The 24818-nt window shown below is 64.0% G+C and carries 22 protein-coding genes and 1 pseudogene; 2 read left to right on the top strand and 21 right to left on the bottom strand.

The genetic code is table 11. The features are described 5' to 3' along the window. Window positions 1-74: 74 nt before the first annotated feature. The 17 genes and pseudogenes from CKO15_RS10400 to CKO15_RS10320 all read right to left on the bottom strand — a co-directional run bounded on the left by CKO15_RS10400 (window position 75) and on the right by CKO15_RS10320 (window position 17862). Window positions 75-872 (bottom strand): ParA family protein, encoded by a 798-nt coding sequence (locus CKO15_RS10400; protein WP_200195874.1) that lies wholly within the window; start codon window positions 870-872, stop codon window positions 75-77. 18 nt (window positions 873-890) lie between these two features. Then, window positions 891-2213 (bottom strand): protein-glutamate methylesterase/protein-glutamine glutaminase, encoded by a 1323-nt coding sequence (locus CKO15_RS10395; RefSeq protein WP_200195872.1) that lies wholly within the window; start codon window positions 2211-2213, stop codon window positions 891-893. Window positions 2214-2333: 120 nt separating this feature from the next. Further along, window positions 2334-4634 carry a chemotaxis protein CheA gene (locus CKO15_RS10390; RefSeq protein ID WP_200195870.1) on the bottom strand — a complete coding sequence of 767 codons (2301 nt, stop codon included), beginning with the start codon at window positions 4632-4634 and terminating at the stop codon, window positions 2334-2336. Between the two features lie 141 nt (window positions 4635-4775). Continuing rightward, the gene (locus tag CKO15_RS10385) at window positions 4776-5552 is read right to left on the bottom strand and encodes a protein phosphatase CheZ (protein WP_242464724.1); all 777 of its coding nucleotides are present in this window, start codon (window positions 5550-5552) and stop codon (window positions 4776-4778) included. A gap of 2 nt (window positions 5553-5554) precedes the next feature. After that, window positions 5555-5941, bottom strand: coding sequence for a chemotaxis response regulator CheY (gene cheY / locus CKO15_RS10380; protein ID WP_200195867.1), 387 nt, complete (start codon window positions 5939-5941; stop codon window positions 5555-5557). Between the two features lie 44 nt (window positions 5942-5985). Further along, window positions 5986-6729 carry an RNA polymerase sigma factor FliA gene (locus CKO15_RS10375; protein ID WP_200195866.1) on the bottom strand — a complete coding sequence of 248 codons (744 nt, stop codon included), beginning with the start codon at window positions 6727-6729 and terminating at the stop codon, window positions 5986-5988. Then, window positions 6726-7610, bottom strand: a complete 885-nt coding sequence (locus CKO15_RS10370) for a MinD/ParA family protein (protein WP_274600143.1) — start codon at window positions 7608-7610, stop codon at window positions 6726-6728. Before CKO15_RS10370 ends, CKO15_RS10375 begins: the two co-directional genes overlap by 4 nt. Continuing rightward, the gene (flhF, locus tag CKO15_RS10365) at window positions 7597-9645 is read right to left on the bottom strand and encodes a flagellar biosynthesis GTPase FlhF (protein WP_242464723.1); all 2049 of its coding nucleotides are present in this window, start codon (window positions 9643-9645) and stop codon (window positions 7597-7599) included. Before flhF ends, CKO15_RS10370 begins: the two co-directional genes overlap by 14 nt. 4 nt (window positions 9646-9649) lie before the next feature. Beyond that, window positions 9650-11767 carry a flagellar biosynthesis protein FlhA gene (gene flhA, locus CKO15_RS10360; RefSeq protein WP_200195864.1) on the bottom strand — a complete coding sequence of 706 codons (2118 nt, stop codon included), beginning with the start codon at window positions 11765-11767 and terminating at the stop codon, window positions 9650-9652. Further along, window positions 11764-12999 carry a flagellar biosynthesis protein FlhB gene (gene flhB, locus CKO15_RS10355; RefSeq protein ID WP_200195862.1) on the bottom strand — a complete coding sequence of 412 codons (1236 nt, stop codon included), beginning with the start codon at window positions 12997-12999 and terminating at the stop codon, window positions 11764-11766. Before flhB ends, flhA begins: the two co-directional genes overlap by 4 nt. A 3-nt stretch (window positions 13000-13002) precedes the next feature. Continuing rightward, entirely contained in the window at window positions 13003-13794 is a 792-nt protein-coding gene (fliR, locus tag CKO15_RS10350) for a flagellar biosynthetic protein FliR (RefSeq protein WP_200195860.1), read from the bottom strand. After that, entirely contained in the window at window positions 13795-14064 is a 270-nt protein-coding gene (fliQ, locus tag CKO15_RS10345; protein WP_200195858.1) for a flagellar biosynthesis protein FliQ, read from the bottom strand. 125 nt (window positions 14065-14189) lie between these two features. Continuing rightward, window positions 14190-14939, bottom strand: coding sequence for a flagellar type III secretion system pore protein FliP (gene fliP, locus CKO15_RS10340; protein ID WP_200195856.1), 750 nt, complete (start codon window positions 14937-14939; stop codon window positions 14190-14192). A gap of 5 nt (window positions 14940-14944) precedes the next feature. Continuing rightward, a complete protein-coding gene (fliO, locus tag CKO15_RS10335) occupies window positions 14945-15430 on the bottom strand; it encodes a flagellar biosynthetic protein FliO (protein ID WP_200195854.1) in 486 nt (161 codons plus the stop codon). Next, complete coding sequence (fliN, locus tag CKO15_RS10330) at window positions 15430-16065, bottom strand: flagellar motor switch protein FliN (protein WP_200195852.1); 636 nt, start codon at window positions 16063-16065, stop codon at window positions 15430-15432. The genes fliO and fliN overlap by 1 nt, the downstream gene beginning before the upstream one ends. A gap of 269 nt (window positions 16066-16334) precedes the next feature. Then, window positions 16335-17297, bottom strand: a pseudogene (fliM, locus tag CKO15_RS10325) (flagellar motor switch protein FliM); the annotation flags it as partial. A 112-nt stretch (window positions 17298-17409) separates the two neighbouring features. Further along, entirely contained in the window at window positions 17410-17862 is a 453-nt protein-coding gene (locus CKO15_RS10320) for a flagellar basal body-associated FliL family protein (RefSeq protein ID WP_200195850.1), read from the bottom strand. A 390-nt stretch (window positions 17863-18252) separates the two neighbouring features. Here CKO15_RS10320 and CKO15_RS10315 point away from each other — a divergent pair, with 390 nt between their 5' ends. Continuing rightward, window positions 18253-18867 carry an ATP-binding cassette domain-containing protein gene (locus CKO15_RS10315; protein ID WP_200195848.1) on the top strand — a complete coding sequence of 205 codons (615 nt, stop codon included), beginning with the start codon at window positions 18253-18255 and terminating at the stop codon, window positions 18865-18867. Between the two features lie 105 nt (window positions 18868-18972). After that, complete coding sequence (locus tag CKO15_RS10310) at window positions 18973-19773, top strand: metal ABC transporter permease (RefSeq protein WP_200195846.1); 801 nt, start codon at window positions 18973-18975, stop codon at window positions 19771-19773. Between the two features lie 77 nt (window positions 19774-19850). On the opposite strand, the gene CKO15_RS14395 is transcribed toward CKO15_RS10310, so the two are convergent. From CKO15_RS14395 to CKO15_RS10290, 4 genes are all read right to left on the bottom strand, one after another. After that, window positions 19851-21578: a flagellar hook-length control protein FliK gene (locus tag CKO15_RS14395; RefSeq protein WP_200195844.1), complete on the bottom strand. Its 1728-nt coding sequence runs from the start codon at window positions 21576-21578 to the stop codon at window positions 19851-19853. Between the two features lie 123 nt (window positions 21579-21701). Next, window positions 21702-22166: a flagellar export protein FliJ gene (gene fliJ / locus CKO15_RS10300; RefSeq protein WP_200195842.1), complete on the bottom strand. Its 465-nt coding sequence runs from the start codon at window positions 22164-22166 to the stop codon at window positions 21702-21704. Then, on the bottom strand, window positions 22163-23566 hold the full coding sequence (gene fliI / locus CKO15_RS10295; protein ID WP_242464722.1) for a flagellar protein export ATPase FliI: 1404 nt from the start codon (window positions 23564-23566) through the stop codon (window positions 22163-22165). The genes fliJ and fliI overlap by 4 nt, the downstream gene beginning before the upstream one ends. Before the next feature lie 118 nt (window positions 23567-23684). After that, a partial coding sequence (locus CKO15_RS10290) for a flagellar assembly protein FliH (protein ID WP_207124051.1) occupies window positions 23685-24818 on the bottom strand: 1134 nt, incomplete at its 5' end.

The raw sequence follows: 24818 nt of genomic DNA, 5'->3' as shown, positions 1-24818 counted from the left end.
CCCCTGGGCCACCCCCTAGGCTCTCCGGCCCGCACTCCTGGCGAGGGTGTTGCTCGGTGATTGGCGGCCGTCTTTTAGCCATCGCCGATCTCCTCCTGGCCCGCCGCCCGCTCCTGCTTAATCAGGACATCGAGCAACTTACGAACCGCGATACTGCCGCGTGACCACGGCAACTGGACGGTCAAGGGTAGACCATCGCGGCTGGCTTCGCGAAACTGGGTATCGACGGGGATCGCCCCGCCCCAAATGTGCCGCCCGTAGCGCTGACGCAACTCCTCAAGGGCACGCTGGGCCGCCCGGGTTCGCCGATCGTAGAGGGTTGGGACGATCGTATAGGGCAGCGGACGGGTGCGTGAGCGCTGCATCATCTCCAAGGTGTGGACCATCCGTTCAAGCCCCTTGAGCGCCAAAAACTCGGTCTGCACCGGGATGACCAAGCGGTTACAAGCAGCCAAGGCGTTGATCATAAGCACCCCGAGCATAGGCGGGCAATCGAGCAAGGTATACTCAAAACGGTCGGCGGCCAGCGTCTGCAGGCCGCGCCGCAGCACCAGCCCCATCCCCTTGCGGGTGCCAAGCTGACGGTCCAATGTGGCCAAGGCGGTCGAGGCGGGCAACAGATAGAGACCATCGACCGCAGTCGGGTGAACCACTTCGCGCGGCGGGGGGCGCTCGGGGTGGCGAAAGAGGTCGTAGAGGTTCGGCTCAACCCCATCGGGGTCGTAACCGAAATAACTGGTCAAGGAGCCGTGCGGATCGAGATCGGCCATCAAGACAGAATGGCCACGCTGCGCCAGCAACCCGCTAAGCGCGGTGACCAGGGTGGTCTTCCCGACCCCCCCTTTCTGGTTGGCCACCGTCCATATCCGCATCACGATACCGCTCCCGCCTCAGCGTAAGCGCGCAAGCTCACGCCCGACCTGATCGAGCGCCAGCACCTGATCGCTGAGTCCTGCCTTGGCCACCGCCGCCGGCATACCGTAGATCACACTGCTCGCCTCATCTTGACTCCACACCCACGACCCCCCCTCCTTGAGCACCCGCGCTCCCTTAGCGCCATCGGCCCCCATGCCGGTCAGCACGACCCCGAGCACCCGCCCCGGAGCCGCCCGCGCCACTTCGCTGAAGGCGATATCGACGCTCGGCTTGTAGTGGTGCTCGGAAGGCCCCTCATAGCTGTAGACGCTAAGCGCCCCACCGCGCCCGCGGACCCCGATATGACGGCCACCGGGGGCGATTAAGACCTCCCCTGGCACCAGTAAATCGCCATCCTGCGCCTCGCGCACACGCACTTGACACAGCTCATTGAGCCGCTCGGCGAAGGCCGGAGTAAAGGAGGCCGGCATGTGTTGCACGACCAGAATCGGCAACGGGAAACTCGCCGGTAGCACCGTTAAGACCCGCTGTAGGGCGACCGGCCCGCCGGTCGAACAGCCGATCACGACCACTTCCAAATCGGCGACCCGCGGAGCCGCTCGCGCCCCCGTCCGGGTGCTGACGTGCGCCGCCCGCCGTCCCGCCTCGGGAAGCACCGCGCCACTGCGCTGCGCCGCTGCGCCCCGATCCACGCTCGGATCCGTGACCGACGAACCGGCAGCGCGTGCGCCCCCCCTACCCGCTGCACCGCCGCCGGGTGCAGCGGCTGCTCCGTGCGGCGAACGCTGCGCACCTCGCTCCCCGCCGCGAGCCCGCTCACTGCTCGGCGGCACGGCTCTCCGCGGGGAAGAGTGCTCGTCTTCGTGTGAGCTTTCGTGCGGACTGCTACCGGCGGCGGCCGCCGCCGCTGCCTCTCCTTGGCGCCGCCCGCCGCCGCGTGCGCCACCACCGAGCTCGACCAGCCGCTCGCAGAACTGGCGCTGAACTTGGGCCATATCGCCGGAGATATCGGCAAAACGCTTGGGGATGAAGTCGGAGGCGCCGGCCTCGAGCGCCTCAAGGGTAGCCTTGGCGCCATCGTAGGTCAGCGATGAGAACATCAAAACCGGGGTGGGACGCCGGCGCATGATTTGACGCACAGCCGAGATGCCGTCGAGTTCAGGCATCTCAATGTCCATGGTGATCACATCGGGACAGAGGCGCTCCGTTAAGGTGATCGCCTCCCGCCCGTTCGCCGCCTCCCCACAGACGTGAAGCTGCGGGTGCGACTCGACCATGGCGCGAATACGCCGCCGAAAAAAGCCGGAGTCATCGACAACCAGCACACGAATGCTCAATCCCCATCTCCTCTGCCCCCGGAGGTCGCCGCAGTAGCCATGCTCACGCGCCGACGCACCGCGCTAAACGGTGCAGCTCACCGCGCGCACCGCACATGCATGCACCGACAAAGCGCGCCGCTAGAGACGGCTCCCGTGCGCCTTGATCAAACTTGGGATGTCAACGATCAGGGCAATCTGCCCATCGCCGGTGATCGTCGAGCCTGCAAGCCCAGGCAAACCGTGGAGTAGAGCACCGAGTGGTTTGATCACCACCTCCTCAAGGCCGATGACCTCATCGACGACGAAACCGACGGCTTGATTGCCGACAATCACCGTAATGACCTGCCGCTCATCCTCAGCCTCGTCGCCGCTGCCGTTGCCATCGCCATTGCTAGCGACCGGCGCCATTTCGTGCTTGGTGCGCAGCACCGGTTCGCCGGTTTGGTGGAGCCAGCGCTCCAGGAAGAAGAGCGGCATCGCCTTGTTACGGACCAACGCCACCAGCCGATTGTTAACGACGCTGGTGCGCACATCGTTGATCTCGAAGATCTCGCGGACCACTGACATCGGTAGGGCAAATTTACGCCCTGAGATCTTGACCATCAGCGTCGGCAAGATCGCCAGGGTCAGCGGCAACTGGATCCGCATCACGGTGCCCCGCCCGAGCTCGGAGTCGATATCAACGGTGCCGTTGAGCTTCGCCAGGCTATTCTTAACCACATCCATGCCGACCCCACGCCCCGAGACGTCGCTGATCTCCTCCTTGCTCGAAAACCCTGCATGGAAGATCAGGTTAAACGCCTCTTTATCGTCGAGCCGGGAAGCGCTCTCTTGATCCATCAGCCCCTTGCGTACCGCCAACTCGCGCAGCTTACCGGCATCCATACCGCGGCCATCATCGGCGATGATCAGGAGGATGTGATCGCCCTCCTGCTCAGCGGCCAGCGTGACCGTACCCTCGCGCGGCTTACCGGCCGCCTCGCGCTCGTGCGGATACTCGACGCCGTGATCGACGGCGTTGCGCACCAAGTGGACCATCGGATCGGCCAGCGCCTCGACCATGTTCTTATCGAGGTCGGTCTCCTCGCCTTGGGTCTCCAGGCGCACCTCTTTCTGCAGCTGTCGGGCCAAGTCACGGATTACTCGCGGGAAGCGGCCAAAGACCTTTTTGATCGGCTGCATGCGCGTCTTCATGACCGCGCTTTGCAGATCCGAAGTGACCAGCTCAAGATCGCTCACCGCCTGCCCCATGCGATCGTCCTCAAAGACATCGCGCAAGTTCGACAGACGATTCCGCACCAAAACGAGCTCGCCAACGAGATTCATGATCTCATCGAGTTTCGCCGTATCGACTCGAACTGAGGATTCGGTCTTTGCAGCGCTGCCTCCGCCGGCATCGCCGCTTGCCTTACCGTTTGTCTTGCCGCTGCCGCCACCGCCCCGGCCGCCGCCACCCCCCCCAGCACCGGCGGCACCGTTGTTAGCATTACCCCCAGCAGCATCGCCCGCGGTGCGACTCTCTGCCGCCTGTGCCGATGGGGTCACAGGGGCCGCAGCAGGTCGTTCAGCGGGCTGCGCAGCAGGGTCCGCCCCCGACGCATCCTCCACCTCTTCCGCTGCAGCAGCCAGTGATGGCCCGGTGGTCGCCGTCTCTGAGGTACCAACTGGCGCTCCATTCCGGCCGGGCGCAGCCCCTGGCCCATAGAGGGTATCGAGCAGCTGCTCGAACTCCTCTTCGGTGATCTCATCGCTGCTCGCCGCAGCGTGCTCGATCTCCGCCGCCCGCCCCTCGGCGGCCTCGACTGCCGGCGGCCGGCCAGCGTGCCGCCCCTTCCCATGCAGCTCATCGAGCAGCTGTTCAAACTCCTCATCGGTGATCTCATCGCCGCCACCGTGTGGCGCACCCGAGCCGTCTTCAGCCGCCCCGCCCGCTCCCGAGGCAGTCCGCTGCTCCTCTTCACTCAGCAGTTGATCGAGATCGGGATCAGAGAGGGGGGAGCTCTTAGCGCCACTATTGCTGGCGACACTCTGCGCACCACTGGCGGCGCCATCGGGCTGTTTGAGTTGATCGAGCACACTCAAGAGATCAGCGGGGGCTGGCTGCGGCTCCTGGCCATTCTCGATTTGACCGAACTGCTCGACGACCACATCAAGCGCCCGCAACACCGTGTCCATCAAGTCAGCTGAGACCTGCTTTTCCCCATTGCGCAGCAGGTTAAAGATGTCTTCCGTCCGGTGGCAAACCTCGACCAACGCGTTCAGCCCCAAGAACCCGGCACCACCCTTGATGGTGTGAAAACCGCGGAAGATCGAGTTAAGGAGATCTTTATCGTCGCCGCGCTGCTCCAGATCCACGAGCTGACTACCCAGGCGCTCGAGAATCTCCCTGGATTCAACCAGAAAGTCCTGGACAATATCGTCGTCGAGATCGATGGCCATGCGTGGGCCTCCCGCAAAGTTGTGCTGTCGTGATTCGCGGATGCACACCGCCGTGAGGCATCAGCGCCGCCGGTCACACCACCGGGCGCCGAGACAACCGGAGGTTAGCGGGGGCTACCCCGGTGACTCCGCGCCGGGAATCTAGAAGCCAAGACTAGAAAGCAGATCGTCGACCTCGTCTTGGCCGCTGACCACCCCCTCTTGACCACTGCCGGGCACCGCTGGCCCCTCACCCTGCTGCATCCGGGCATCCGCTTGGGCTTGGCGCCGCTCATCGCGCTGTGGATCATCGACCATGCGCTGTCCGGAGATGCGCACCAACTGCACCAGGTTCCCCTCAACCTCCTCGACCAAGGCGATCACCCGCCGGATAATTTGCCCGGTAAGATCCTGATAATCCTGAGCCATCAACGCCTCGTTGAGCTGCGAAGTGACCCGCTGCCCGTTCTCTTGCACATGCTCAAGAAACTCATCAAGCTCGCGGCAGAGTTCGCGGAACTGCTCGACTTCGAGCTCGCGCCGGCGAAACGCCCGCCACTGCTCGGCGAGCCGCGCCCCCTCATCGGCGACCCACTGTACGAGCGGCGTGCTCTCCTCGATCACCGTTAAGGTGCGGTGCGCCGCCTGTTCAGTCATGGTAATCACGTAATTGAGACGCTCGCGCGCATCCGGGATCTCGGACTCGGTGATATCGGCCAAGCGCTCATCGTAGTGAAACGCCTTAATGGCTTCGTGCAGATCGCGCGTCAGCGTGCCGAGCTCACGGAACAGCTCTGTCTCGCGCAGATGGGTCAGATCGTCGATAACGCTCTGTGCACCCTCGGCATCTCCAGCATCGACGTACTCAAGAAGTTGCCGGGCAGCCGTCCGATACGCCTCCATGGCGGCGTTCTCGGGGACTCTGCTCTCTAAGGCCATGCTCACCCTCCGCCCCCGGCGTTTACTCGCTCGAAGATCTTGTCGATCTTCTCGCGCAGGGTTGCGGCGGTGAACGGCTTGACGACGTAACCGTTTACACCGGCCTGGGCCGCCTCCATGATCTGTTCACGCTTCGCCTCGGCCGTGACCATCAAAACTGGCATATCCTTGAGGTTGGCATCTGCGCGAACCCGCTTCAGCAGCTCTAAGCCGGTCATGCCTGGCATGTTCCAATCTGTGATCAGAAAGTCGATCCCGCCCTTCTGCAGTACCGGCAGCGCGGTGTTGCCATCATCGGCCTCAACCGTGTTGTTGTAGCCCAGTTCCCGTAATAGGTTCTTAATGATCCGCCTCATCGTAGAGAAATCATCCACGACGAGGATTTTCATATTCTTATCCGCTGCCACATCGCCCCCCTAATTCCGAGGCCTGGTTACGCCGTTCGCTCTTGAATCTCGCGGGTCCAGTCAGCCAACCGGTTGCGCAGCTTGATCATGATGCGTCCGTGAATCTGGCTCACTCGCGACTCCGAAACCCCAAGAACTTCTCCAATCTCGCGCAAATTCAGCTCTTCATCGTAATACAAAGCCATGACCAGGCGCTCCCGTTCCGGCAACTCGCGGATGGCCTCAGCCAACTCGGCCTGGAACGCCTCACCCTGCAAGATCGCCAAAGGCCCCGGCTCATGACCCTGCGGCTCGTGGACCTCACCCGTGGTCGGATCCTCCTGATCGATACTGAAGACCCGGGCTGTCGATACGTCCTGCAGAATACTATGATACTCAGCAACCGTGATACCCATCGCCGTAGCCACTTCGTGATCACGCGCATCACGCCCAGTCTCGTGCTCGATCTGCCGCACGGCCTCAGCCACCTCACGCCCCTTACGGTGAACTGAGCGGGGCGTCCAGTCGAGCCGCCGCATCTCATCGAGCATCGCGCCACGGATGCGAATGCCTGCATAGGTTTGAAAGCTCGCACCTTGCCCTGCATCGTACTGCCGCGCTGCCTCTAACAGGCCGATCATACCGGCCTGGATCAAGTCTTCAAGCTGGACACTGGCCGGCAACCGGCTGGCCAAATGGTGGGCGATGCGTTTGACCAAAGAGGCGTAGCGCGTCACCAAATCGTCATCGCCCTGTGCGGCCACCGCCGTGTACATGGCGTGGCCATTCATCCGGCCAACTCCCTGTGCCGGGCGCTATACTCGATCAAGCGCTCGACGAAAAACTGCAGATTGCCCGTCGTACCATTCGGGAACGGCCAGCCGTCGACACGCCGCGCCAAGTCGTGGAAAGCGCGTGCCGACGGGCTGTTCGGGTAGACGGTGACCACCGGCTGCTGCTTCTGCACCGCTCGCCTGAGCCGGTCATCCTCTGGGATCGCCCCGAGAAAGTCGAGGCGCAAGTCGAGGAAACGCTCGGTAGCGATGGCCAGCTTGTGGTACAGCATCTGTCCCTCACGTTGGCTGCGGACCCGATTGGCGACCATATGAAAGCCCTCGACCCCTTGCCGATTGAGCACTTTGATCAGGGCATAGGCGTCGGTAATCGAGGAGGGCTCATCGCAGGCGACGATGATCAAGTCACGACAGGCGCGGACGAAACTCACCACGCTGTTCGAGATCCCCGCTGCGGTATCGACAATCAACACGTCGACATCGTGCTCAAGCTCGCTGAAACAGCGGATCAGCCCTGCATGCTCCGCTGCACTCAACTCGGCCATGTGCTGCGTGCCCGAGGAGGCCGGCACAATGGTAAAGCCCCCCGGCGCCTCAAGCAAAACCTCCTTGAGCTTGCTCTGCCCGGAGAGGACGTGAGAGAGGTTGCGCTGTGGCGAGAGCCCGAGCAACACATCGACATTCGCCAGCCCCAGATCGGCATCGAAGAGAATCACCCGGGAGCCGAGGCGAGTCAGCGCGGCGGCCAGATTGACGGAGACGTTCGTCTTGCCAACCCCGCCCTTACCACCGGTCACCGCGATCACCTTGACCGGCCTAGCGGCGCTCATTCGGCGCAGTCCCGCCGCCTGATCCAGGCTCGCCTCACTCAGATACATGAGCCCCTCCACCCAGAGAGAGCGCCAAGGTCTCTTCGTCCGGCTCCTGCTTATGCTCATCCAAGAGCGCACACGCCCGGTGGACGAGTATATCACCTCGAGCCGCTTGCAGGTCTTCAGGGACCCGTTGCCCGGTTGTTAGATAGGCCAACGGCAGCCGGGTTCGCAGTGCACACGTCAAGGCCCCGCCCAGGGTCGTAGCCTCATCGACCTTAGTCAGGATGCAGCCGACCGGAGCGGCACCGGAGAAGGCACTGACCGACTCGGTCAACGTCGAGAGTTGAGTCGCGGCGGAGAGCACTAAGAAGGTCCGGACCAGCCCCTCGCCGCTGCCCAGGGTCTTGAATTGCTCGGCCAAACGCACATCGCGCTGACTCATGCCGACCGTATCGATGAGTACCAAGCCGCGCCCGGAGAGATCGTCGACTACATTGCGCAGTTCGTGGCGATTCGTTGCTGTGTAGACCGGTACGTCGAGAATCCGCGCATACGTCAGCAGCTGATCTTGCGCCCCGACCCGATAGTTATCGGTGCTGACCAGGGCCACCTTTTCACGGCCGTGGCGCAGCGCATAACGCGCCGCCAACTTAGCCACCGTCGTCGTCTTACCAACCCCAGTCGGGCCGACGAGCGCCACCACCCCACCGCGCTCGACGATCTCATCGCCGGCCACCGGCAAATTCCGAGCGATCAGGGCCAGCGCTTTACGAAAGGCTGAGTCGGGCGGGTCGTCGCTACCGATATGATCGGCCAGTCGACGACTGACATCGGCCCCCAGGCCGAGCTCGGCGAGCCGCTTAATCACCGCCGCGCGCGCCGGGTGGCGGTGCCCCATGCGCCCCCACTCCAGCATTGAGAGCTGATTCTCAAAGAGGGTCCGTAGCGTGCGCAACTCATCGCGCATCTGCTGTAGAGCGGGGTCCTCATTCGCCCGGCCGCGCCGCGGCACCGCCCCCCCCCTAGCGCGCGTCTCCTCGCGCGCCCAGCCAGCACTCGCTGTGGCCACACGCTCACCCGCCCGCTCCGCGTTAGCATGCTGCGCCCAAGGCGCCGCCTCAGCCTGCGCCTCCCCGGTCTCGGTCCACAGCCCGCTTTTTTTTCGGTCAGGCGCAACGCTCGCATCCGCCCGCGGCGCCGCAGCGCCCTGCTGTCCGAACAGCAGCGGCGCTACCGCTCTTCGCTCGGTCGCCTGCTCCCCTCCCCCCTGTCCGCCTGGGCGACGCCGCTCGCCGCCTCGCGGGCGCGGCCGTTCCGCACGTTCGCGCTCGCGTTCGCCGTGTTCGCGACTCAACGCGGCGAACAGCTCCGCCTCTTCCTCTTCATCGCCGCCTACCCGCACATTGATGCGTCCTGGATCGGTCGCATCGGCGGGGCCGGGCAGGCCCGGTCGCTCCATCAGAGCAGCGCCCCCCCCTCCGGCACCGGACCTCGGCAGAGCATCATCGGCGACTCCGTCGGCACGCAGCCGACGCAAGCGCGCCAGAGCAGCACGGCGCGCACGCGCCCCCTCATCATCCTCTCCTGTCTCCGCCACATCCATGGCCGTCGCTGCACCATAAGCACCTCCGTGGCCTCGTTTGAGGGGCTCTAGCGCCGGGGAATCACGGCTGGTGGGCGGCGGATTGGCCAACCACTCACGGTCCGGGCTGGGCTTGGATGCGGCTACAGCCTGTTGCCCCCCTGGGCGATCCCGGCGCCCGCCTCCTGCCGTCTGCGCTCCCTCAGTGCCGGGGGCACCCGAGCTGGCCTGACGATGGTCAGCGCGGTGCGGATCAGGTGAAGCGCCAAGGGGTGCATCGGGGGCGCCAGGGCGCGGCCCCGGCGCCCCCTCCAGCGGCGGAATCTCGGCAGCACGCGGGTCCTGAGCCTGGGCCGCGGCCCGGACCGCCTGCTCATCGTAGTCGATCGCCGAGATCACCTCGACCCCACCGTCGATGCTCCGCGACGATAAGACGACGGCGTCCGGGCCGTGCAATTCCTTAACTTTACGCAGGGCCTCACGGGTATTGGCGGCAAAAATACGCTTGATTCGCATGGAGTTACCCCTGCTTGCCTAACTCTTGCTGACCCTGGCCAACGGTGGCCACAATGCGCACCTGACGTTCATCGGGCACCTCGTTGTAGGAGAGCACGTAGAGCCCCGGCGCCGTATTGCGAGTCAGCCGGCGCAACCACCCGCGCAGCGGTGGCGAAGTCAGCAACACCGCCGGCTGTCCGGCTGCCTCTTGACGCTGCACCGCATCACCCAGAGAGTGCTGAATGCGCTCCGCCAGCCCTGGTTCAAAGCCACCACCGCTATCGCCTGCCCCCTGCACGCTATTCAGCAGCAGTTGCTCCAACTGCGGCTCGAGGGTAATAACCGGCAGCTCCTGCTCCATACCGGCAATGCTCTGCACAATCATGCGACTCAAACCCTCGCGCACCGCTTGCGTTAACACCCCCGGATCCTTGCTCTTCTGGCCGTGCTCGGCGAGCGTTTCGATGATCGTCCGCATATCACGAATCGGCACCGACTCCTCAAGCAGATTCTGCAGCACCTTGACCAGAACCGATAGGGGGACCGTGTTCGGCACCACCTCATCAACCAGCTTCGGCTGACTTTGCGCCAGGATATCAAGCAGCTTTTGCGCCTCCTCGTGCCCGAACAGTTGGTGGGCATTGCGCTGGACCACCTGCGATAAGTGCGTGGCGATGACGGTACTGGCATCGACCACGGTATAGCCCAGCGTCTGCGCATAGTCGTGTTGCGCCGCTTCGATCCACACGGCCTCCAGGCCGAAGGCCGGGTCCTTCGTCGGATTGCCCGGCAACTCACCGTGTACCGTCCCAGGATTGATCGCCATCTCGCGCCCCGGATGCACATCGGCCTCGCTGATGGGTACGCCGTGGATGCTGATTCGATAGACATTCGGTGCCAAGTCAAGGTTATCTCGAATATGCACCGGTTGCACTAAAAACCCAAGATCTTGCGACAGCTTCTTGCGGACCCCCTTGATCCGAGTTAACAGTTGCCCGCCCTGATTGCGGTCGACGAGCGGGATCAAACCGTAGCCGACCTCCAGCCCAATGGGGTCAATCGGCGGCACATCGTCCCACGTCAGCTCGCGTTTTTCCGGATCTCGCCCCTCGCCCTCGCTGCGTCCTGCCTCCGGCTGCTTTTCTGCCGCCTCGATCTCCGCTTTCCGGTAGCCGGCAAACCACGCCCCGGCCGCACACAGCGCGGAGAAAAGCAGGAAGGGCAATGCCGGCAGCCCCGGCGCCAAGCCGAGCAGGCCGATCACCGCCGCCACCACCCACAGCACGCGCGGATTACTAAAGAGCTGGTCCAGCACCTCGTCGGTCATCTGCCGACTGTCGGAGTTGCGGGTCACCAGGATGGCGGTCGCGCTTGAGAGCACCAGCGAGGGGATCTGCGCCACCAGGCCATCGCCGATCGTCAACAGGGTGTAGTTGCGCGCTGCCTCATCGGCCGGCATCCCGTGCTGCGCCATGCCGATAATCAGGCCACCGACGATATTGATCAGCAAGATGACGATACCGGCGATGGCATCACCGCGGACAAACTTCGCCGCACCATCCATGGAGCCGTAAAAATCGGCTTCGCGAGCCACCTCCGAGCGGCGCGTACGCGCCTCCTCTTGGGTAATCAGCCCGGCGTTAAGATCGGCATCGATCGCCATCTGCTTACCGGGCAGCGCATCGAGGGTAAAGCGTGCGGTCACCTCGGAGATCCGCCCAGCACCCTTGGTGACGACGACGAAGTTGATGATCACCAGGATGGCAAAGACGACGAAACCGACGACGTAGTTCGCCCCTACAACAAAATCACCAAATGATTCAATGACTTTTCCTGCGGCATCGGTACCAGTGTGACCATCCAGAAGGATGACCCGGGTCGAAGCGATGTTTAAGGCCAGGCGCAGCAGGGTAGCAATCAGCAAGATGGTCGGGAAGACGGCAAAATCGAGCGGACGCAGAATGTAGATCGTAACCAGCAGGATCGAGAGCGACAGCACGATATTGAAGGTAAAGAGCAGATCGAGCGCTATCGGCGGCAGCGGGATGATCATCATCGCCAGCAAAGCGACGACGATCAGCGGCGTGCCGAGTCCTCGCGAGCCGATGCTGCGGATTTGATCAGCGATGACGTTACTCATCGACGCCCGCTCTCCCCTCGATTGTCACGCTGGCTGCCATCGCGGCGATCGCCTCCCGCGGCTGCACCCGAATCACGCCCGCCAGATGCGCCCCGCTCACCCTCCGGCTCGAACCCCTTCGGCACCTCCGGCTTCGGGCGTTCAGGCGGCTCCCAGCCGCGCTGTTTAGCCGCCTGGAACTGATAGACGTAGGCCAGCACCTGCGCCACGGCGAAGTAGAGCTCAGCCGGGATCTCTTGCTCAAGCTCAGCGGAATAGTACAACGCGCGCGCCAGCGGCGGCGCCTGGAAGATCAAGATGCCGTGCTCCTCGGCAACGGCGCGAATGCGCGAGGCGACCAAGTCCGTCCCCTTAGCGATGACTTTCGGCGCCCGCATCCGCGCCTGATCATACTGCAAAGCGACGGCAAAGTGCGCCGGGTTGGTGATCACCACATCGGCATTCGGCACCTGCTCCATCATTCGCCGATTGGAAATCTCGCGCTGCTGCTCGCGTATCCGCTGTTTGACCTCTGGCTTGCCCTCCGTCTGCTTATACTCCTCCTTAACCTCCTGGCGGGTCATGCGGATCTTCTGGGTGTGATCGTAGATCTGATACGGAATATCGATCGCAACCACAGCAATCATCGACAACGCCAGCAGGAAGAAGAAGATATAGAACAGACGCACGCCCTCGGCCATCGCTGGCCCGAGCGGTTGCTGGCTCATCAGGAAAAAGTGATCGAAGAAGAGCACAAAGAGGCCGACTGCCGTCCCGCCGATGACCAACACCTTGCCGAGCGCCTTCCCCAACTCCACCGCCGCCTTGGTGCCGAACATGCGCTGGAAGCCCTTCAGCGGGCTTAGCTTCTCTGGCTTCGGCGCCATCGGATGGAACGAGAAGCTCCAGCCGCCGAGCGCCGTCGGGGCCAACAGGGCAGCCAGCATCATCACCGCGATAAAGGGAGTTACCGTCAGCAGACCGTGGCCGATCGCCTCGTGCAGCCGCTGAATAGCGAACTCGGGATCGTAGAGGTGGCTGCGATCGACGGTGAACGACCACTCCAGCAGACTGGTTAGGCGCCCCCCCATCCAGCTGCCGAGAAAGAGCATGGCGAGCGCTGCGATCAGCAGGATGAGCATCGTCGTCAACTCCCGCGAGCGCGGCACCTGGCCCTTTTTGCGTGAATCTTCACGGCGTTTCGGGGTCGGTTCTTCGGTTTTTTCCTGGCCGTCTTCGCTCTCCTGAGCCACGCCTCAGCCTCCCACTCCCGGCACCCCGAGCAATGCCCCGAGGGTGTTATAGGCCTCGCTCCACATCATCGCCATGCGGTTCGGCAGCGCCGGCAACACTAGGATCGGCAACAGCACTCCGCCGACCAATATGGTCAGCGGCAGACCGACCGAAAAGACGTTCATCTGCGGTGCCGCGCGTGTCATCACGCCCAACGACAGGTTGATCACCAGCAGGACCGTAACCAGTGGCAACGCAATCAGTACGGCACCGGCGTACATCTGCGTCCCCCACGTCGCTACGACCCAGAAGAGATCCCGCTCGATGACGAGCGCCCCGACCGGAATCACCGCAAAACTGTCGGCCAGTAACTGCACCACCATCAAGTGGCCACCGAGCGCCAGGAAAAGCAAGGTAGCAACCACCAGCAGGATCTGTGAGATCACCGGCACCGACATCCCCGTCTGCGGGTCGATCATCGTCGCAAACCCCAACCCCATCGCCAGGGCGACGCTCTCTCCAGCGATCACCACAGTATTCAGTGCCAAGGCCAACACGAAGCCAATTGTCAGGCCGATGAGAACCTCCTGCAGGGCGATCATGAGCCCTTCGAGGGAGAGCGGATCGATCGGCGGCGTCGGACCGACGGCCGGCAATACCGCCACCGTCAGGGCAGCACCGAGTAAGATGCGGACTCGTACCGGAATCATGTCGTTGCCAAAGACCGGCGCGACCAACGCCGCCGCCCCGACCCGCATCAGCGGATACATGAAAGCCCCCACCCAGGCAACGACCTCGGCACTAGTGAACTCCATTCAATTCACGATCCCCGGGATGGCGCGAAAGAGCCGCTCGGTAAAGTCAGTCAAGATCCGCGTCATCCACGGTGTCAGCAGAAAGAGGACTACCGCCAGGCCGGCGAGCTTCGGCACGAACGACAAGGTCTGCTCATTAATCTGAGTCGCCGCTTGAAACATCCCCACAATCAAACCGATCACCAGTGCCGCCAGCAGAATCGGACCAGCCAACAGCACAGCGACGGTTAAGGCCTGGCTGCCCAGTTGAATTGCCAACTCAGGGGTCATCTCTCTCTCCTGCCACCCTTACACCTGCAGAGCCGACAGGGCAGACAACTTCAGGTCCCGAGCGGCCTCGGCCCAAGCGGACCTCACCGCTGTCCCCTCTCCGCCCCATCGCGACGGCCCTCCGGCTAGAAAAAGAAACTCGCCGCCAGTGTTCCCATGATCAACGACCAACCGTCGACGAGGACGAATAGCATGATCTTGAATGGCAACGAGATGATCATGGGCGAGAGCATCAACATACCCATCGACATTAGGGTACTCGCAACCACCATGTCGATGACAAGAAAGGGTAAATAGAGAATAAAACCTATGATAAATGCGGTTTTAAGCTCACTCGTCATAAAGGCCGGGATCAACACACTCAAAGGCACGTCGTCCGGGGTCTCGACCTCGCCGTAGCCAGCAATGCGCAAGAACATCGCGATATCGTCTTCGCGCGTCTGATGGATCATGAAGTCGCGCATCGGCCGACTCGCTTCCTGGAGCGCCTCTTCAGGCCCGAGCTCTTCGGCCAGGTAGGGCTGCAGGGCCACCTCGTTGACCTCATCGAAGACCGGCATCATGACGAAGAGGGTCAAGAAGAGTGCCAGCCCGATCAGCACCTGGTTTGAGGGGGTCGAGGCCGTCCCCATGGCCTGGCGTAAGATCGCCAGCACAACGATAATACGCGTAAACGCGGTCATCATCAGCACCATGGCCGGCAACAGCGTGAGCAGCGTCATGAGGACAAGGATCTGGAGACTCAAACTCCAGACCTGCCCATCCTCGGTATCGCGGATGCTCAACGCCTCCAGCGCCGGCTGTGCCGAAACCAACGTCGGCACGATGAACAGCACCAACCCGATAAGGAGAAACGAGGTGCGTATTTTAGGCATGGCCCCTAAGAGTGATCTTCGCGCTGCATCAGCCGCTGCAGCCGGCTTGCAAACGGACTCGCTGCACGCCCCTCGGGGGCTGCGCGCTCCTCCACCAAGGGCGCCTCGGCAAAATGCAACAGCTGCACCCGCCCCGGTGCCACCCCCAACACCAGTTGCGCCTCGCCAATCTGCACCAACACCACCCGCTCGCGCTGTCCGACGGCCAACGTCCCGAGCACTCGCATCTGCCCGGATACCGCAACCCCCGCACCGCTATAGCGCCGCAACATCCAGGCCAAGGCGATAATCAGCGCCACAATCACAACCAGCGCCACAATCACACGCGCGATCGCTGCCGCTTCGACTCCGGGCACTCCCCCCTGCGCCCCCCCAGTATCGCCCCAGGCGGCAGTCGGCGAACAGCCGAGCGCGCTGCCAGCAAGCAGCGCCACGCCCCACACGCCCCAAAGCACCGGCAACGAACCTGCAGCGCGCATCAAAGCGCCCATTAGCGTAGCTTCTTCACCCGCTCGGCCGGGCTGATGACATCCGTCAACCGGATACCGAAGCGCTCATTGACGACGACGACCTCGCCGTGGGCGATCAGTGTACCGTTCACCATGACATCAAGCGGCTCACCAGCCAGCCGATCGAGCTCCACAACGGAGCCCTGGTTGAGTTGCAGCAGGTGGCGAATGCTGATCTGAGTCCGCCCGATCTCCATCGAAAGGGTTACTGGAATATCGAGTATGACATCGATGTTCCCTTCCTCTTCGCCCCCTTCGTGCGCAGCAGCTGCCGGATCGAACTCATCGAGTTCGACTCTACGCCCTCGCGCACGCGTCGACACTGAGCCACGCGCCTCACCACCATCTCCCCCCGCCGAACCACCCGGCGGACTGGCTCGCCCACTCGCCCCCTCCGCAAGATCAGCATCGGCAATCGCATCATCGACGATGGTATCATCGTCGCCACCGGCGTCGGGCTTCGCACTGTCGCCTCTTGCTGCAGCACTGGTAGCCGCAGCGCCACCCGGTGGCGGCTCAGCGGCCGCCTCCGCTGCCTCTTCTTCTCGGTGCTGCTCGTCGAGCGCCTCAGCCCACCCTTTCGGGTCCGCCTGCTCGTCTCTTTTCTCTTCGCTCATTCGTCATCCACCTCGTAGCTGCCGACCGGCTGCCGCTGCCGCTCTCCCGCCGGTGGCGTCGCTGACGCACCGCTCTGCTCCGCCGTAATGCGGGCGATCTGCTGCTGCACAGAGCCCTCACGCGGAGGCTCCTCCCCCCCCTGGCGGCCTCCCTGTGCTCCACCGTCGCCGTTGTTGCCGCTGCCTCGCGCCTTCTGCTGACCCCGGCGGCCGCGCTCCTCCTGCCGCACCTGATCTCGCTCTGGCAAGAGCGTCTCCCGCTCCGGGGCCTGAATCTTCCCATCGATGCGGACTGCGGCGTGCCCCTCACAGACGCCGTATGTGGCGTAGAAGACCGGCACCTCTTCGGCCTCAAGCACAACCTGCTCCGGCATATCAATGGGGATGACATCGCCAGCTTTCAGATACATCAGATCGCGCAGCGTGATCTGGGCGCGCGCCAGCGTGCTGTGCAGCTTAACCTTCGCCGTCTTCATCTCCTCGCGCAGGGCGCGCGCCCAGCGATCGTCGACATCGTTGCGATCCGACTGCACGCCTGCATCGAGGATCTCGCGGATCGGCTCAACCATCGTATAGGGCAAGGTGACGTGAATATCGCCGCCGCCGCCATCGAGTTCGACATGGAACTTGCTGACCACGACCACCTCGGTCGGGCTGACGATATTGGCAAACTGCGGGTTCACCTCCATGTTAACGTACTCAAAGTCGACGCCGAGAACGGGGTTCCACGCCTCGCAGAGATCGTCGAAGGCCTGATCGAGTAGCAACCGGATCACCCGCTGCTCCGTTGGGGTGAACTCGCGCCCCTCGACCTTGAGATAAAAGTGCCCGCCGCCGCCGAAGAAATTATCGACGACAAGAAAGACCAGCTTCGGGTCGATGACAAACAGGCCGGTGCCACGCAGCGGCGGGACCCGGATAATGTTGAGACTCGTCGGCACAAAAAGGGTATGGACGTACTCGCCAAACTTCATCATCTCGACGCCGGTCACCGAGACCTCGGGGGTACGCCGGAGCATATTGAACAAGCCGATACGGAAGAGACGCCCAAAACGTTCGTTGACCATCTCCAGGGTCGGCATCCGCCCCCGGACGATTCGCTCTTCAGCAGTAAAGGTGTACGGCCGAAGTTCAGAGGTATCCTCTTCATCACCGGTATCGACATCGCCATCGTCGATCCCGTGTAAAAGGGCGTCAATCTCGTCTTGGCTGAGGATATCCTGCTGCGCCATAGGTCACACACCGCCCGCGTTCGCTGCTCTAGGTCCACCCGGGCACTCACCCGGGTTCGTGCGCTTATCGGCTAGCGGCCCCGTGGAAGAGCGGACCCGACAACCGGCTCGGCTACTGCATCACAAAACTCGTGAAGTAGACCGCTTCGATCTGTCCTTTTGCCCCGCGCTCCTCAAGCAGCGCGTTGATCTCCTCCAAGGACTCCTGCCGCAGTCGCTCGCGTCCTTCCCGAGTATTGAGTTCCTGAAAACTTTGATCGGCGAAGAGCATCAGCAAGTTATTGCGGATAACCGGCATGTGCCGTTCGACCCCCTGAAGGGCCTCCTCGCTGCGGGCCATCAGCTCAATCTCGGCCTGCAAGTAACTGATGCGCTGGCCGCGCTCAAAATTGACAGTCAGCGGCGGCTCCAGCCTCATGTAGATCGGATCACCGAGCTCGGGCTCCTGATCGCTGAGCACACCGGGGGGGGTGATGTAACCGAGGGCCATCGCCCCGACCAAGCCCATCGTCCCTGCCAGCAGCAAGGTGATGATCCCCATGAATACGTAGATAATTTTTGGCACTACCGCGCCTCCTCCCCTGTCGCCCCCAGGGCTACTCTCTGCCGCTCACGCGCCGGCACTCACTCTCGCTCGTAGGCCCAGCCGCTCCAACTCGCTCACCCAGCGTCGGCCGCGGGACGAACGCGGGCTGCCACTCCGGTGCCGTCCGGCCAAAAGCCGCGCCTTATTCTAACGCAATTCGGCCCCCAACCGACCACCCGCCACGAAACTGTTCGCGTCAAGCCGGCCCATCTAGGCCCCTCACTCTACCTGCACCTTTGGGGGCGCACAACGAAGCGGCCGCCCTCAGCAATAGCGGCCAGGTCAGGTTGCGACGATCGAAACCTTGCAAACGAGAATCGTTGTCAATAATATCGGCGACACCACTCATCCTGGCACGGCAGAAGACCCATGCAGCGCAACGACCCCCTCCTTCGCATCACCAACCTTGAGGCCGGCTACGCAAACCCGGTTATCGGCCCCCTCTCGTTGAGCGTCCACGCCGGCGAAGTAGTCGGCTTTACTGGACCAAACGGCGCCGGGAAGAGCACTGTGCTGCGCGTCCTAACCGGTGAAGCGCGCTGTTTTGCTGGCGACCTTTGGCTCGCCCCCGATACCGGGGTCGCCTGTCAGGCGCAGAGCCCCTACCAAGGCGGGGAGCTGCCGCTGTGTGGCGGCGAGGTCTTTCGCCTGATGGGCGCCTCGCCAGAAATCTTGCCGCCGGCGCTACGACATCTGCTGCCTCTGCGCATCGACCGCTTAAGTGGTGGTCAGCGACAGAGCATACTGGTCTGGTCGGTACTCGGCCATGCTGGCCGCCTGGTGTTGCTCGACGAGCCGACGAACAACCTCGATGCTACGGGGCGCGAATTGCTGATCTCCGGGTTGCGCCAACTCGATACAGAGCGCGGCGCCCTGGTGATCAGCCACGACGCTGACTTCGTTGAGCAAGTCTGCCATCGCATTATCAAGCTGACGCCAGAGGGACGCCCTAGCGAAGAGATCCGCCTTCGCCAGGCCGCCTAAAGCCCCTCCGCCGGGCGAACCCCGGAGCGGCGCCTCTATCCGCAGCCGGCGATCAGCCCCATTCGCCTGCACAAACTAGAGCCAACACAGACGACTCGTACTGCCATGGATTTACTCTTCGACCCACTCTTTCGCCTCCCCTTTGTCGCGGGCCTGATGGCCGCCATCGTCGTTGCTATCACCGGTCTCTATCTGCGCCTACGCGCCGAGTGGCTAGCCGCGCTCGGCTTCGCCCATTTAGCCGGGGCTGGCGGTGTCGTTGGCGTCATAATCGGTGCTCCGCCGCTGGCCGCGGCACTGGGAGCAAGCGTAATCGCGGTGCTCGTAAAGGGGGCGCTGCAACGCAGCGGAAACGACGTCTACGCCTGGCTGATTCTGTTCGGATGGGCCGCAATGCTGATCGGTGCCACCTTCACCCACCACGCCAAGATCCTCGGCGATGCCCTCGTTGACGGCCAGCTCTACTTCGCCGCCAGCGCCGAACTGTGGGCCACGCTGAGTATTGCCGCGGCGACGGCAATCGCGCTTCCGCTGCTCTCCCGTAGCCTGCTGCGCAGTGAACTCTTCCCCGGCCACGACCGCACCAACGGCCGGCCACTGTGGCCGGTAACCGTCGGCTTCGATCTGCTCGCAGCCGTGGCTATCGCCGTCGCCGCCTTAGTGATGGGGGTGATGGCCGCCTTCGCCCTGGTCTTTATCCCTGCCTGGATCGCTTTCGCCTTAGCCGGGAGTTGGCGCCTCGCCGTGCTGTGGAGCGGGCTGATCGCGGCCGCTCTCTACACGGTCTCTTACGTTACGGCCTTGCTCGCCGATTTGCCCTTCGCGCCGGTCCTGGTCGCCATCGCCGCAGCAGCGGCACCGCTGCGGCTGCTCAGCAAGCGCCTCGGCCCAAGGCCAGCGTCCTAATCTGGTCCAATCTGGGGTCCGTTACAGGAGCAGGAGCGGGCCTGCCCCCGGGGGCACGCGCCGTCTCGGGGGCAGGATCAGGCGTAGTGGTCGACGAGCCCTCGGCCGGCGGCCCCACTGCTGCTCTCTGCAGCCGCCGCCTCCGGCTCCCCGACTGCCCCGTCACCACCACGACGCGCTTCACCGGCGGCATCGGCCAGAGTCGGCCCCTCCTCGTCTCGCTCTTCGGTGCCACCATCACTCACCTCGACGTCGACATCGGCATGGCCCTCTTCAGCCAACATCTGCCGCAACCGCTGCAGATCCTCTTGTAACGCCTCACGGGCCGTGGCGTTGTGGGCGATGATCTGCACGGCCGTGCGCTCTTCACCGACGCTGATCTTGATCTCTAGGTGCCCCATCCCCGGCGGATTGAGCTGCAGGCGCGCCTCCTTCACCCCCTCTTTGACCATCCAGTCGATCCGCTCCCCGACCGCTGGGGTAAAGCCGCGCTGCCCTGGCGGTTGCTGCAGACTCAACTGCACCGGCCCGCCACGAGGCCCTCCGTCGAGCCCCTGTGCTGCGGCCAGCAGGCTGCCGAACTCGCCGCCACGCCCGCCGCCGGCCGCCGCGCCGCTCTCTTCACGGCGCTCCTGCGCCCGCTCCAAGGCCTGCAATAGACTCTCTGTGCCGTTGCCGCCCTGCCCCCCTTGCTGGCCGCCCGCAGAACCGCCGTAACCGCCGTGCCCCAGGCGCTCACCGCCGCCGCCCTGAACTCCGAGCTGTGAGCCTGCCTCCGTCCCGAGGGTAGCCGTGCCGCTTGCCACACTGCCCAGCAACTGCCCAGCACGGACCTCCCGGGTCAGCTGCTCACCGAGCACGTTCTGCGTCAGCGTGCGCTCACTCGCCCCGTTGAACACCTCGCCGCCCAGCGACCCTCCCAGCGACCAGAGCCCTCCAGCGCGCGCCTCCGGGCCGCTGCTCTCGGCCAGTCTCTGCAACCCCTCGACCGACTGCCCACCGACATGCCCACCGACTGGCCGCTCAATCACCTCGAAGGCCTGCAACTGACCTGCATCCGTCAATTCGGCCAGTCGCCCCTCAAGCGCCTCAGCCAACTCGCGGCCAGCCAATCCCTGCGCCTCCAACTCCGCGAGCAAATCAAGCACCTGCGCCCGCTCACTGGCGAGCTTTTCGGGGTTGAGGGAGTCTCCTGATGCCGCCAGCTCAAGACTCCAGACCGGCTCATCACCCCCGCCCGAGGTATCGGACTGGCCACCCAGCAGCACCCGGCTCGTCAACAGACCACCGCCTCCCGCATCAAGCATCGCTTCCAGAGCGCTGCGCCCCGGACGTACCCCTTCCTGGGGTTTCGCTGGAAATTCCGGATTCCCTGCCTCTCCAAGAACCGAGTCACCTTCCCTAGCGAAGTCAGCGGGCATGGACGCACGCGACAGGTCGTATCCCCTCAGACCGGCAGCGCGTTCACCGAGCTGGGCCGCATCAACATCGTCCCCCCCCGCTGCCCGCTCGGCAGAGCGCCACTCCGCGGCTAGCGCGGCTAAGCTCTCGCCACCCCCTTCTCCGGCGAGCATTGCGCGCAGCGCTGTGGACGGCGACCCGTCCTCACCCGGCAACCCTTTGCCGCTCGCGGCAGCATCCAGCAGCTTAAGCACCTCTTTTTTGCCGTCGCGGTCACCACCGGCCGCGACTTCCAACAGCGCATCCAAGAAGCCCCCTTCCTGCTCTGCAGCGCCCGAAGCAGCCGCTAAGGTCTTCTTACCGCTAGGATCGAAATCCACGGCAGCCAATTGCAAAGAGGGCATGCGTAATCCTCCAACGGGACGGTTCGCCAACTCGGGGATGAGCTCTATAGGAGGGATACATGCAAACATCAGGCCAGCTGTCTGCGAAGTGGTGCAGACGAGCCCCACCAATCAACCGCTACCCTACTCGCTATCGGAGGATCGACGCCGCGCCGACTGAAAAAAGAGCCGAGCTGTCTCGTCGGCCTCACGCTGCTCGCGCCGCTGCGCTGCGCTGCGTTCTTGATCAAGCCGCTGCTCAATGACTCGCTCGATCCGGCGGTGCGCCTCCCAGTGCTGCAGCCACCGCTGATGCAGTTGCACGACGCGCTGCTGTTGCTCGGCAATACCTTGCCGCTGCTGTGCCACCGCCTCGTCCAGACGACCCAAGAAGGCGTTGAAGTCGCGCAGCCGGGCCGCCTCAATGGTTCCACTGGTGCCGCTCGTTACCAAGCGCTGCTGGTACTCCTGACGCATCCCCAGGATGCTCGTCAGCTGCCCCTCACTGCGCTGTAGCTCACCCTGCGCCCGTGCCAAATCGGCCGCGGCCTGCTCCTGTTGCTGGCGCATCAGGCGCTCGACGGGGCGCAAGCGCTTAACCCCGCTCATTGCCCAGCCTCGCGCAGCAGGCGACCCAGCGAAGCCAACGACTCGTTGTAGTCAACTGCTTCGCTGACATCTTGCTGTAGAAAGGCGCGCATGTGCGCTTGATAGGCGATCGCCTGATCAACCAGCGGATCGCTGCCGCGCTGATAGGCGCCGACGCTAATCAGATCCTCGTTTTGGCGATAGGCAGCGTACAACTCGCGAAAGCGTTGCGCCAAACGCTGGTGCGACCGCTCAGTGATCGCCATCATGGCGCGGCTGATCGATCCTTCGACGTCGATCGCCGGATAGAGACCAGAGTCGGCTAAGGCGCGCGAGAGCACCAGGTGACCATCGAGGATGGCGCGGGCAGCATCGGCAATCGGCTCTTGCTGATCGTCGCCCTCGACTAAGACCGTGTAGAAAGCGGTGATCGAACCGCCGCCATCGCCCCCGTTACCGGCTCGCTCGACGAGACGCGGCAACAGGCCGAAGACCGAGGGGGGGTAACCTTTAGTCGTCGGTGGCTCGCCGATTGCCAGGCCGATCTCTCGCTGCGCTTGTGCATAGCGGGTCAGCGAGTCCATCAACAGCAGGACGTTATAGCCTTGATCACGGAAATATTCGGCAATACTGGTCGCCCGCATCGCTCCGTGCAGACGAAAAAGCGGCGCGGTGTCGGCCGGCGCGGCCACCACTACGGCCCGCGCCAACCCGTGACGCCCAAGGATCTCGCTGATGAACTCGCGCACCTCACGACCCCGCTCACCGATCAGGCCGACGACGACGATATCGGCGGTCGTGTAACGGGTCATCATCCCGAGCAGCACGCTCTTGCCAACCCCCGAGCCGGCAAACAGTCCCATGCGCTGGCCGCGCCCCACGGAAAAGAGGGCGTTGATCGCGCGCACGCCAACGTCGAGCGGTGTATCGATCGGCGCCCGCTGCAGCGGATTGACCGGTTCAGCCATCAGCGGTGTGCGGTCACGCGCCTTAAGCGGTCCACGACCATCGATCGGCCGCCCTTCGCCATCGACCACACGCCCGAGCAGCTCTTCACCGACACGGACCTGCGCTGCCGTCCCGCGCGGCACCACCCGGGCGTTGGGCATCACCCCGTTGAGATCACCGGTCGGCATCAGATAGAGCCGATCCCCGGCGAAACCGACAACCTCAGCTTCGACCCCGGAACCACCATCTTCAATCGTACAGCGGGCCCCGAGCGGCGCCCTGCACCCCTCCGCCTCTAGGGTCAAGCCGACCATCCGCCGCAACTCCCCCTCGACCGGCGGCCGAACCGGCTCCAGCCCCTCGACCCGGCGCCGTAGGCCACCTGCCCAACCACTCGACCAATGGCTCGGTCTATGGCTCGACTCATCGCCACGCGGCTGGGTACGCACCTGGGCCGGCGCCGCTTCACTCATCGGCTAAATCTCCGTTTATAGCGTATCACCGCATCCTCGCCATCATCGGAGGCGCGGCCGCTTCGCCGCCCGCGGCCGTCGTCCGCGCATCGGCCACAAAAGCTACCCAGAGGCACCGTTAATCGCGGCGTGACGCCCGCCGCCCCGGACGGCGCCGGCGGCTTTTCGGTGCCGTCTGCCCTTCTTGCCCGGAACCGGCTGCTTCTCCACCCCCACCCCCGCTAGCGGAACGATCAGCCGCGCCGGCTGCTGCCGCGTCGGCTGCACTGCCCGCCGTGCTGCTGCCCGGATCTGCCGCCGACGCGGCAGCCTCCGTGCCCTCTGCAGCCGCCTCGTCAGTCGCCGCCCCTGATCCTGCCACCCCAGTCGAGCGCGAGCGCGAGTGTTCGCGCGACTCACTGCCTCCGCGATACGTTCGCTCGATCGAATCGCTCTCCTCGGCGGCATGAGCATCACCGAGCAGCTGCTCGGCAATCGCATCAAGACGCCGCTCGACACTGGCGTCGACACGCGAGATCTCGGTTCGCACGATACAACCGCCGCGCGTGACCTGGTGATCAGCAGTGATCGACCACCCCCGGCGCGCCTCATCCGCGCCCAGCTGCTCTTCTACGAAAGCGATCTCCGCCGGATTAAGATGCACGCTCACCCAGCGCTGATTGGCCGGCAATTCGCGCAGTGCCTGCTTCACCGCGGCCACCGTATGGGCCGGCTCGGTGCGCAACTCTTCAAGCACCATCCGCCGTGCGACAGCGTAGACCAAGTGCGAGAGTTCATCCTCAATCTCACGATCAAGCTGCTCAAGCGGACGCCCTAGTGTGTCAAGCAAGGCGCGCAGTTGCTGCACCAGCTGCGCCCCAGCCTGCCGACCATCGGCCTCACCAGCACGCAAACCCTCGGGATAGCCGGCGTGGTACCCCTCATGCCGCCCCTCACGCAGCCCGGTTTGGTAACCCTGACGACGCGCCTCGGCGTGGATCTGCTCAATCTCGTGCTCGCTCGGCAGAACTCGCCGCGCCTCATCCTCCTGGCGCAACCGCTCGTAGACAGCCTGGCGGCGACGCTGCCTCTGCCGCTGCCGCTTCTCTTCGGCAAGCCGCTGTAACCGCTGCGCCTCTTCACGCTCAATCTGCCGCTGTCGCTCGCGCTCCGGCTCTTCGAAGTCGGGCACCTCCCAAGCCTCGGCGCCCTGGACCACATCGCCAGGAATGATCCGCAGCCGCCCACCGGCCTTATCCATGCGCCCCCTCCC

It is taken from the genome of Halorhodospira abdelmalekii (genome assembly GCF_016583625.1).
Classification (GTDB): domain Bacteria; phylum Pseudomonadota; class Gammaproteobacteria; order Nitrococcales; family Halorhodospiraceae; genus Halorhodospira; species Halorhodospira abdelmalekii.
The sequence above is the reverse complement of the archived record's forward strand: the minus strand, read 5'-3'. Positions and strand labels throughout refer to the sequence as shown.

Coding starts and splice junctions, on each gene's coding strand:
- CKO15_RS10400 (WP_200195874.1), bottom strand. CDS start 872: ATGCGGATATGGACGGTGGCCAACCAGAAAGGGGGGGTCGGGAAGACC.
- CKO15_RS10390 (WP_200195870.1), bottom strand. CDS start 4,634: ATGGCCATCGATCTCGACGACGATATTGTCCAGGACTTTCTGGTTGAA.
- CKO15_RS10385 (WP_242464724.1), bottom strand. CDS start 5,552: ATGGCCTTAGAGAGCAGAGTCCCCGAGAACGCCGCCATGGAGGCGTAT.
- cheY (WP_200195867.1), bottom strand. CDS start 5,941: ATGAAAATCCTCGTCGTGGATGATTTCTCTACGATGAGGCGGATCATT.
- CKO15_RS10375 (WP_200195866.1), bottom strand. CDS start 6,729: ATGAATGGCCACGCCATGTACACGGCGGTGGCCGCACAGGGCGATGAC.
- CKO15_RS10370 (WP_274600143.1), bottom strand. CDS start 7,610: ATGTATCTGAGTGAGGCGAGCCTGGATCAGGCGGCGGGACTGCGCCGA.
- flhF (WP_242464723.1), bottom strand. CDS start 9,645: ATGCGAATCAAGCGTATTTTTGCCGCCAATACCCGTGAGGCCCTGCGT.
- flhA (WP_200195864.1), bottom strand. CDS start 11,767: ATGAGTAACGTCATCGCTGATCAAATCCGCAGCATCGGCTCGCGAGGA.
- fliR (WP_200195860.1), bottom strand. CDS start 13,794: ATGGAGTTCACTAGTGCCGAGGTCGTTGCCTGGGTGGGGGCTTTCATG.
- fliQ (WP_200195858.1), bottom strand. CDS start 14,064: ATGACCCCTGAGTTGGCAATTCAACTGGGCAGCCAGGCCTTAACCGTC.
- fliP (WP_200195856.1), bottom strand. CDS start 14,939: ATGCCTAAAATACGCACCTCGTTTCTCCTTATCGGGTTGGTGCTGTTC.
- fliO (WP_200195854.1), bottom strand. CDS start 15,430: ATGGGCGCTTTGATGCGCGCTGCAGGTTCGTTGCCGGTGCTTTGGGGC.
- fliN (WP_200195852.1), bottom strand. CDS start 16,065: ATGAGCGAAGAGAAAAGAGACGAGCAGGCGGACCCGAAAGGGTGGGCT.
- CKO15_RS10315 (WP_200195848.1), top strand. CDS start 18,253: ATGCAGCGCAACGACCCCCTCCTTCGCATCACCAACCTTGAGGCCGGC.
- CKO15_RS10310 (WP_200195846.1), top strand. CDS start 18,973: ATGGATTTACTCTTCGACCCACTCTTTCGCCTCCCCTTTGTCGCGGGC.
- CKO15_RS14395 (WP_200195844.1), bottom strand. CDS start 21,578: ATGCCCTCTTTGCAATTGGCTGCCGTGGATTTCGATCCTAGCGGTAAG.
- fliJ (WP_200195842.1), bottom strand. CDS start 22,166: ATGAGCGGGGTTAAGCGCTTGCGCCCCGTCGAGCGCCTGATGCGCCAG.
- fliI (WP_242464722.1), bottom strand. CDS start 23,566: ATGAGTGAAGCGGCGCCGGCCCAGGTGCGTACCCAGCCGCGTGGCGAT.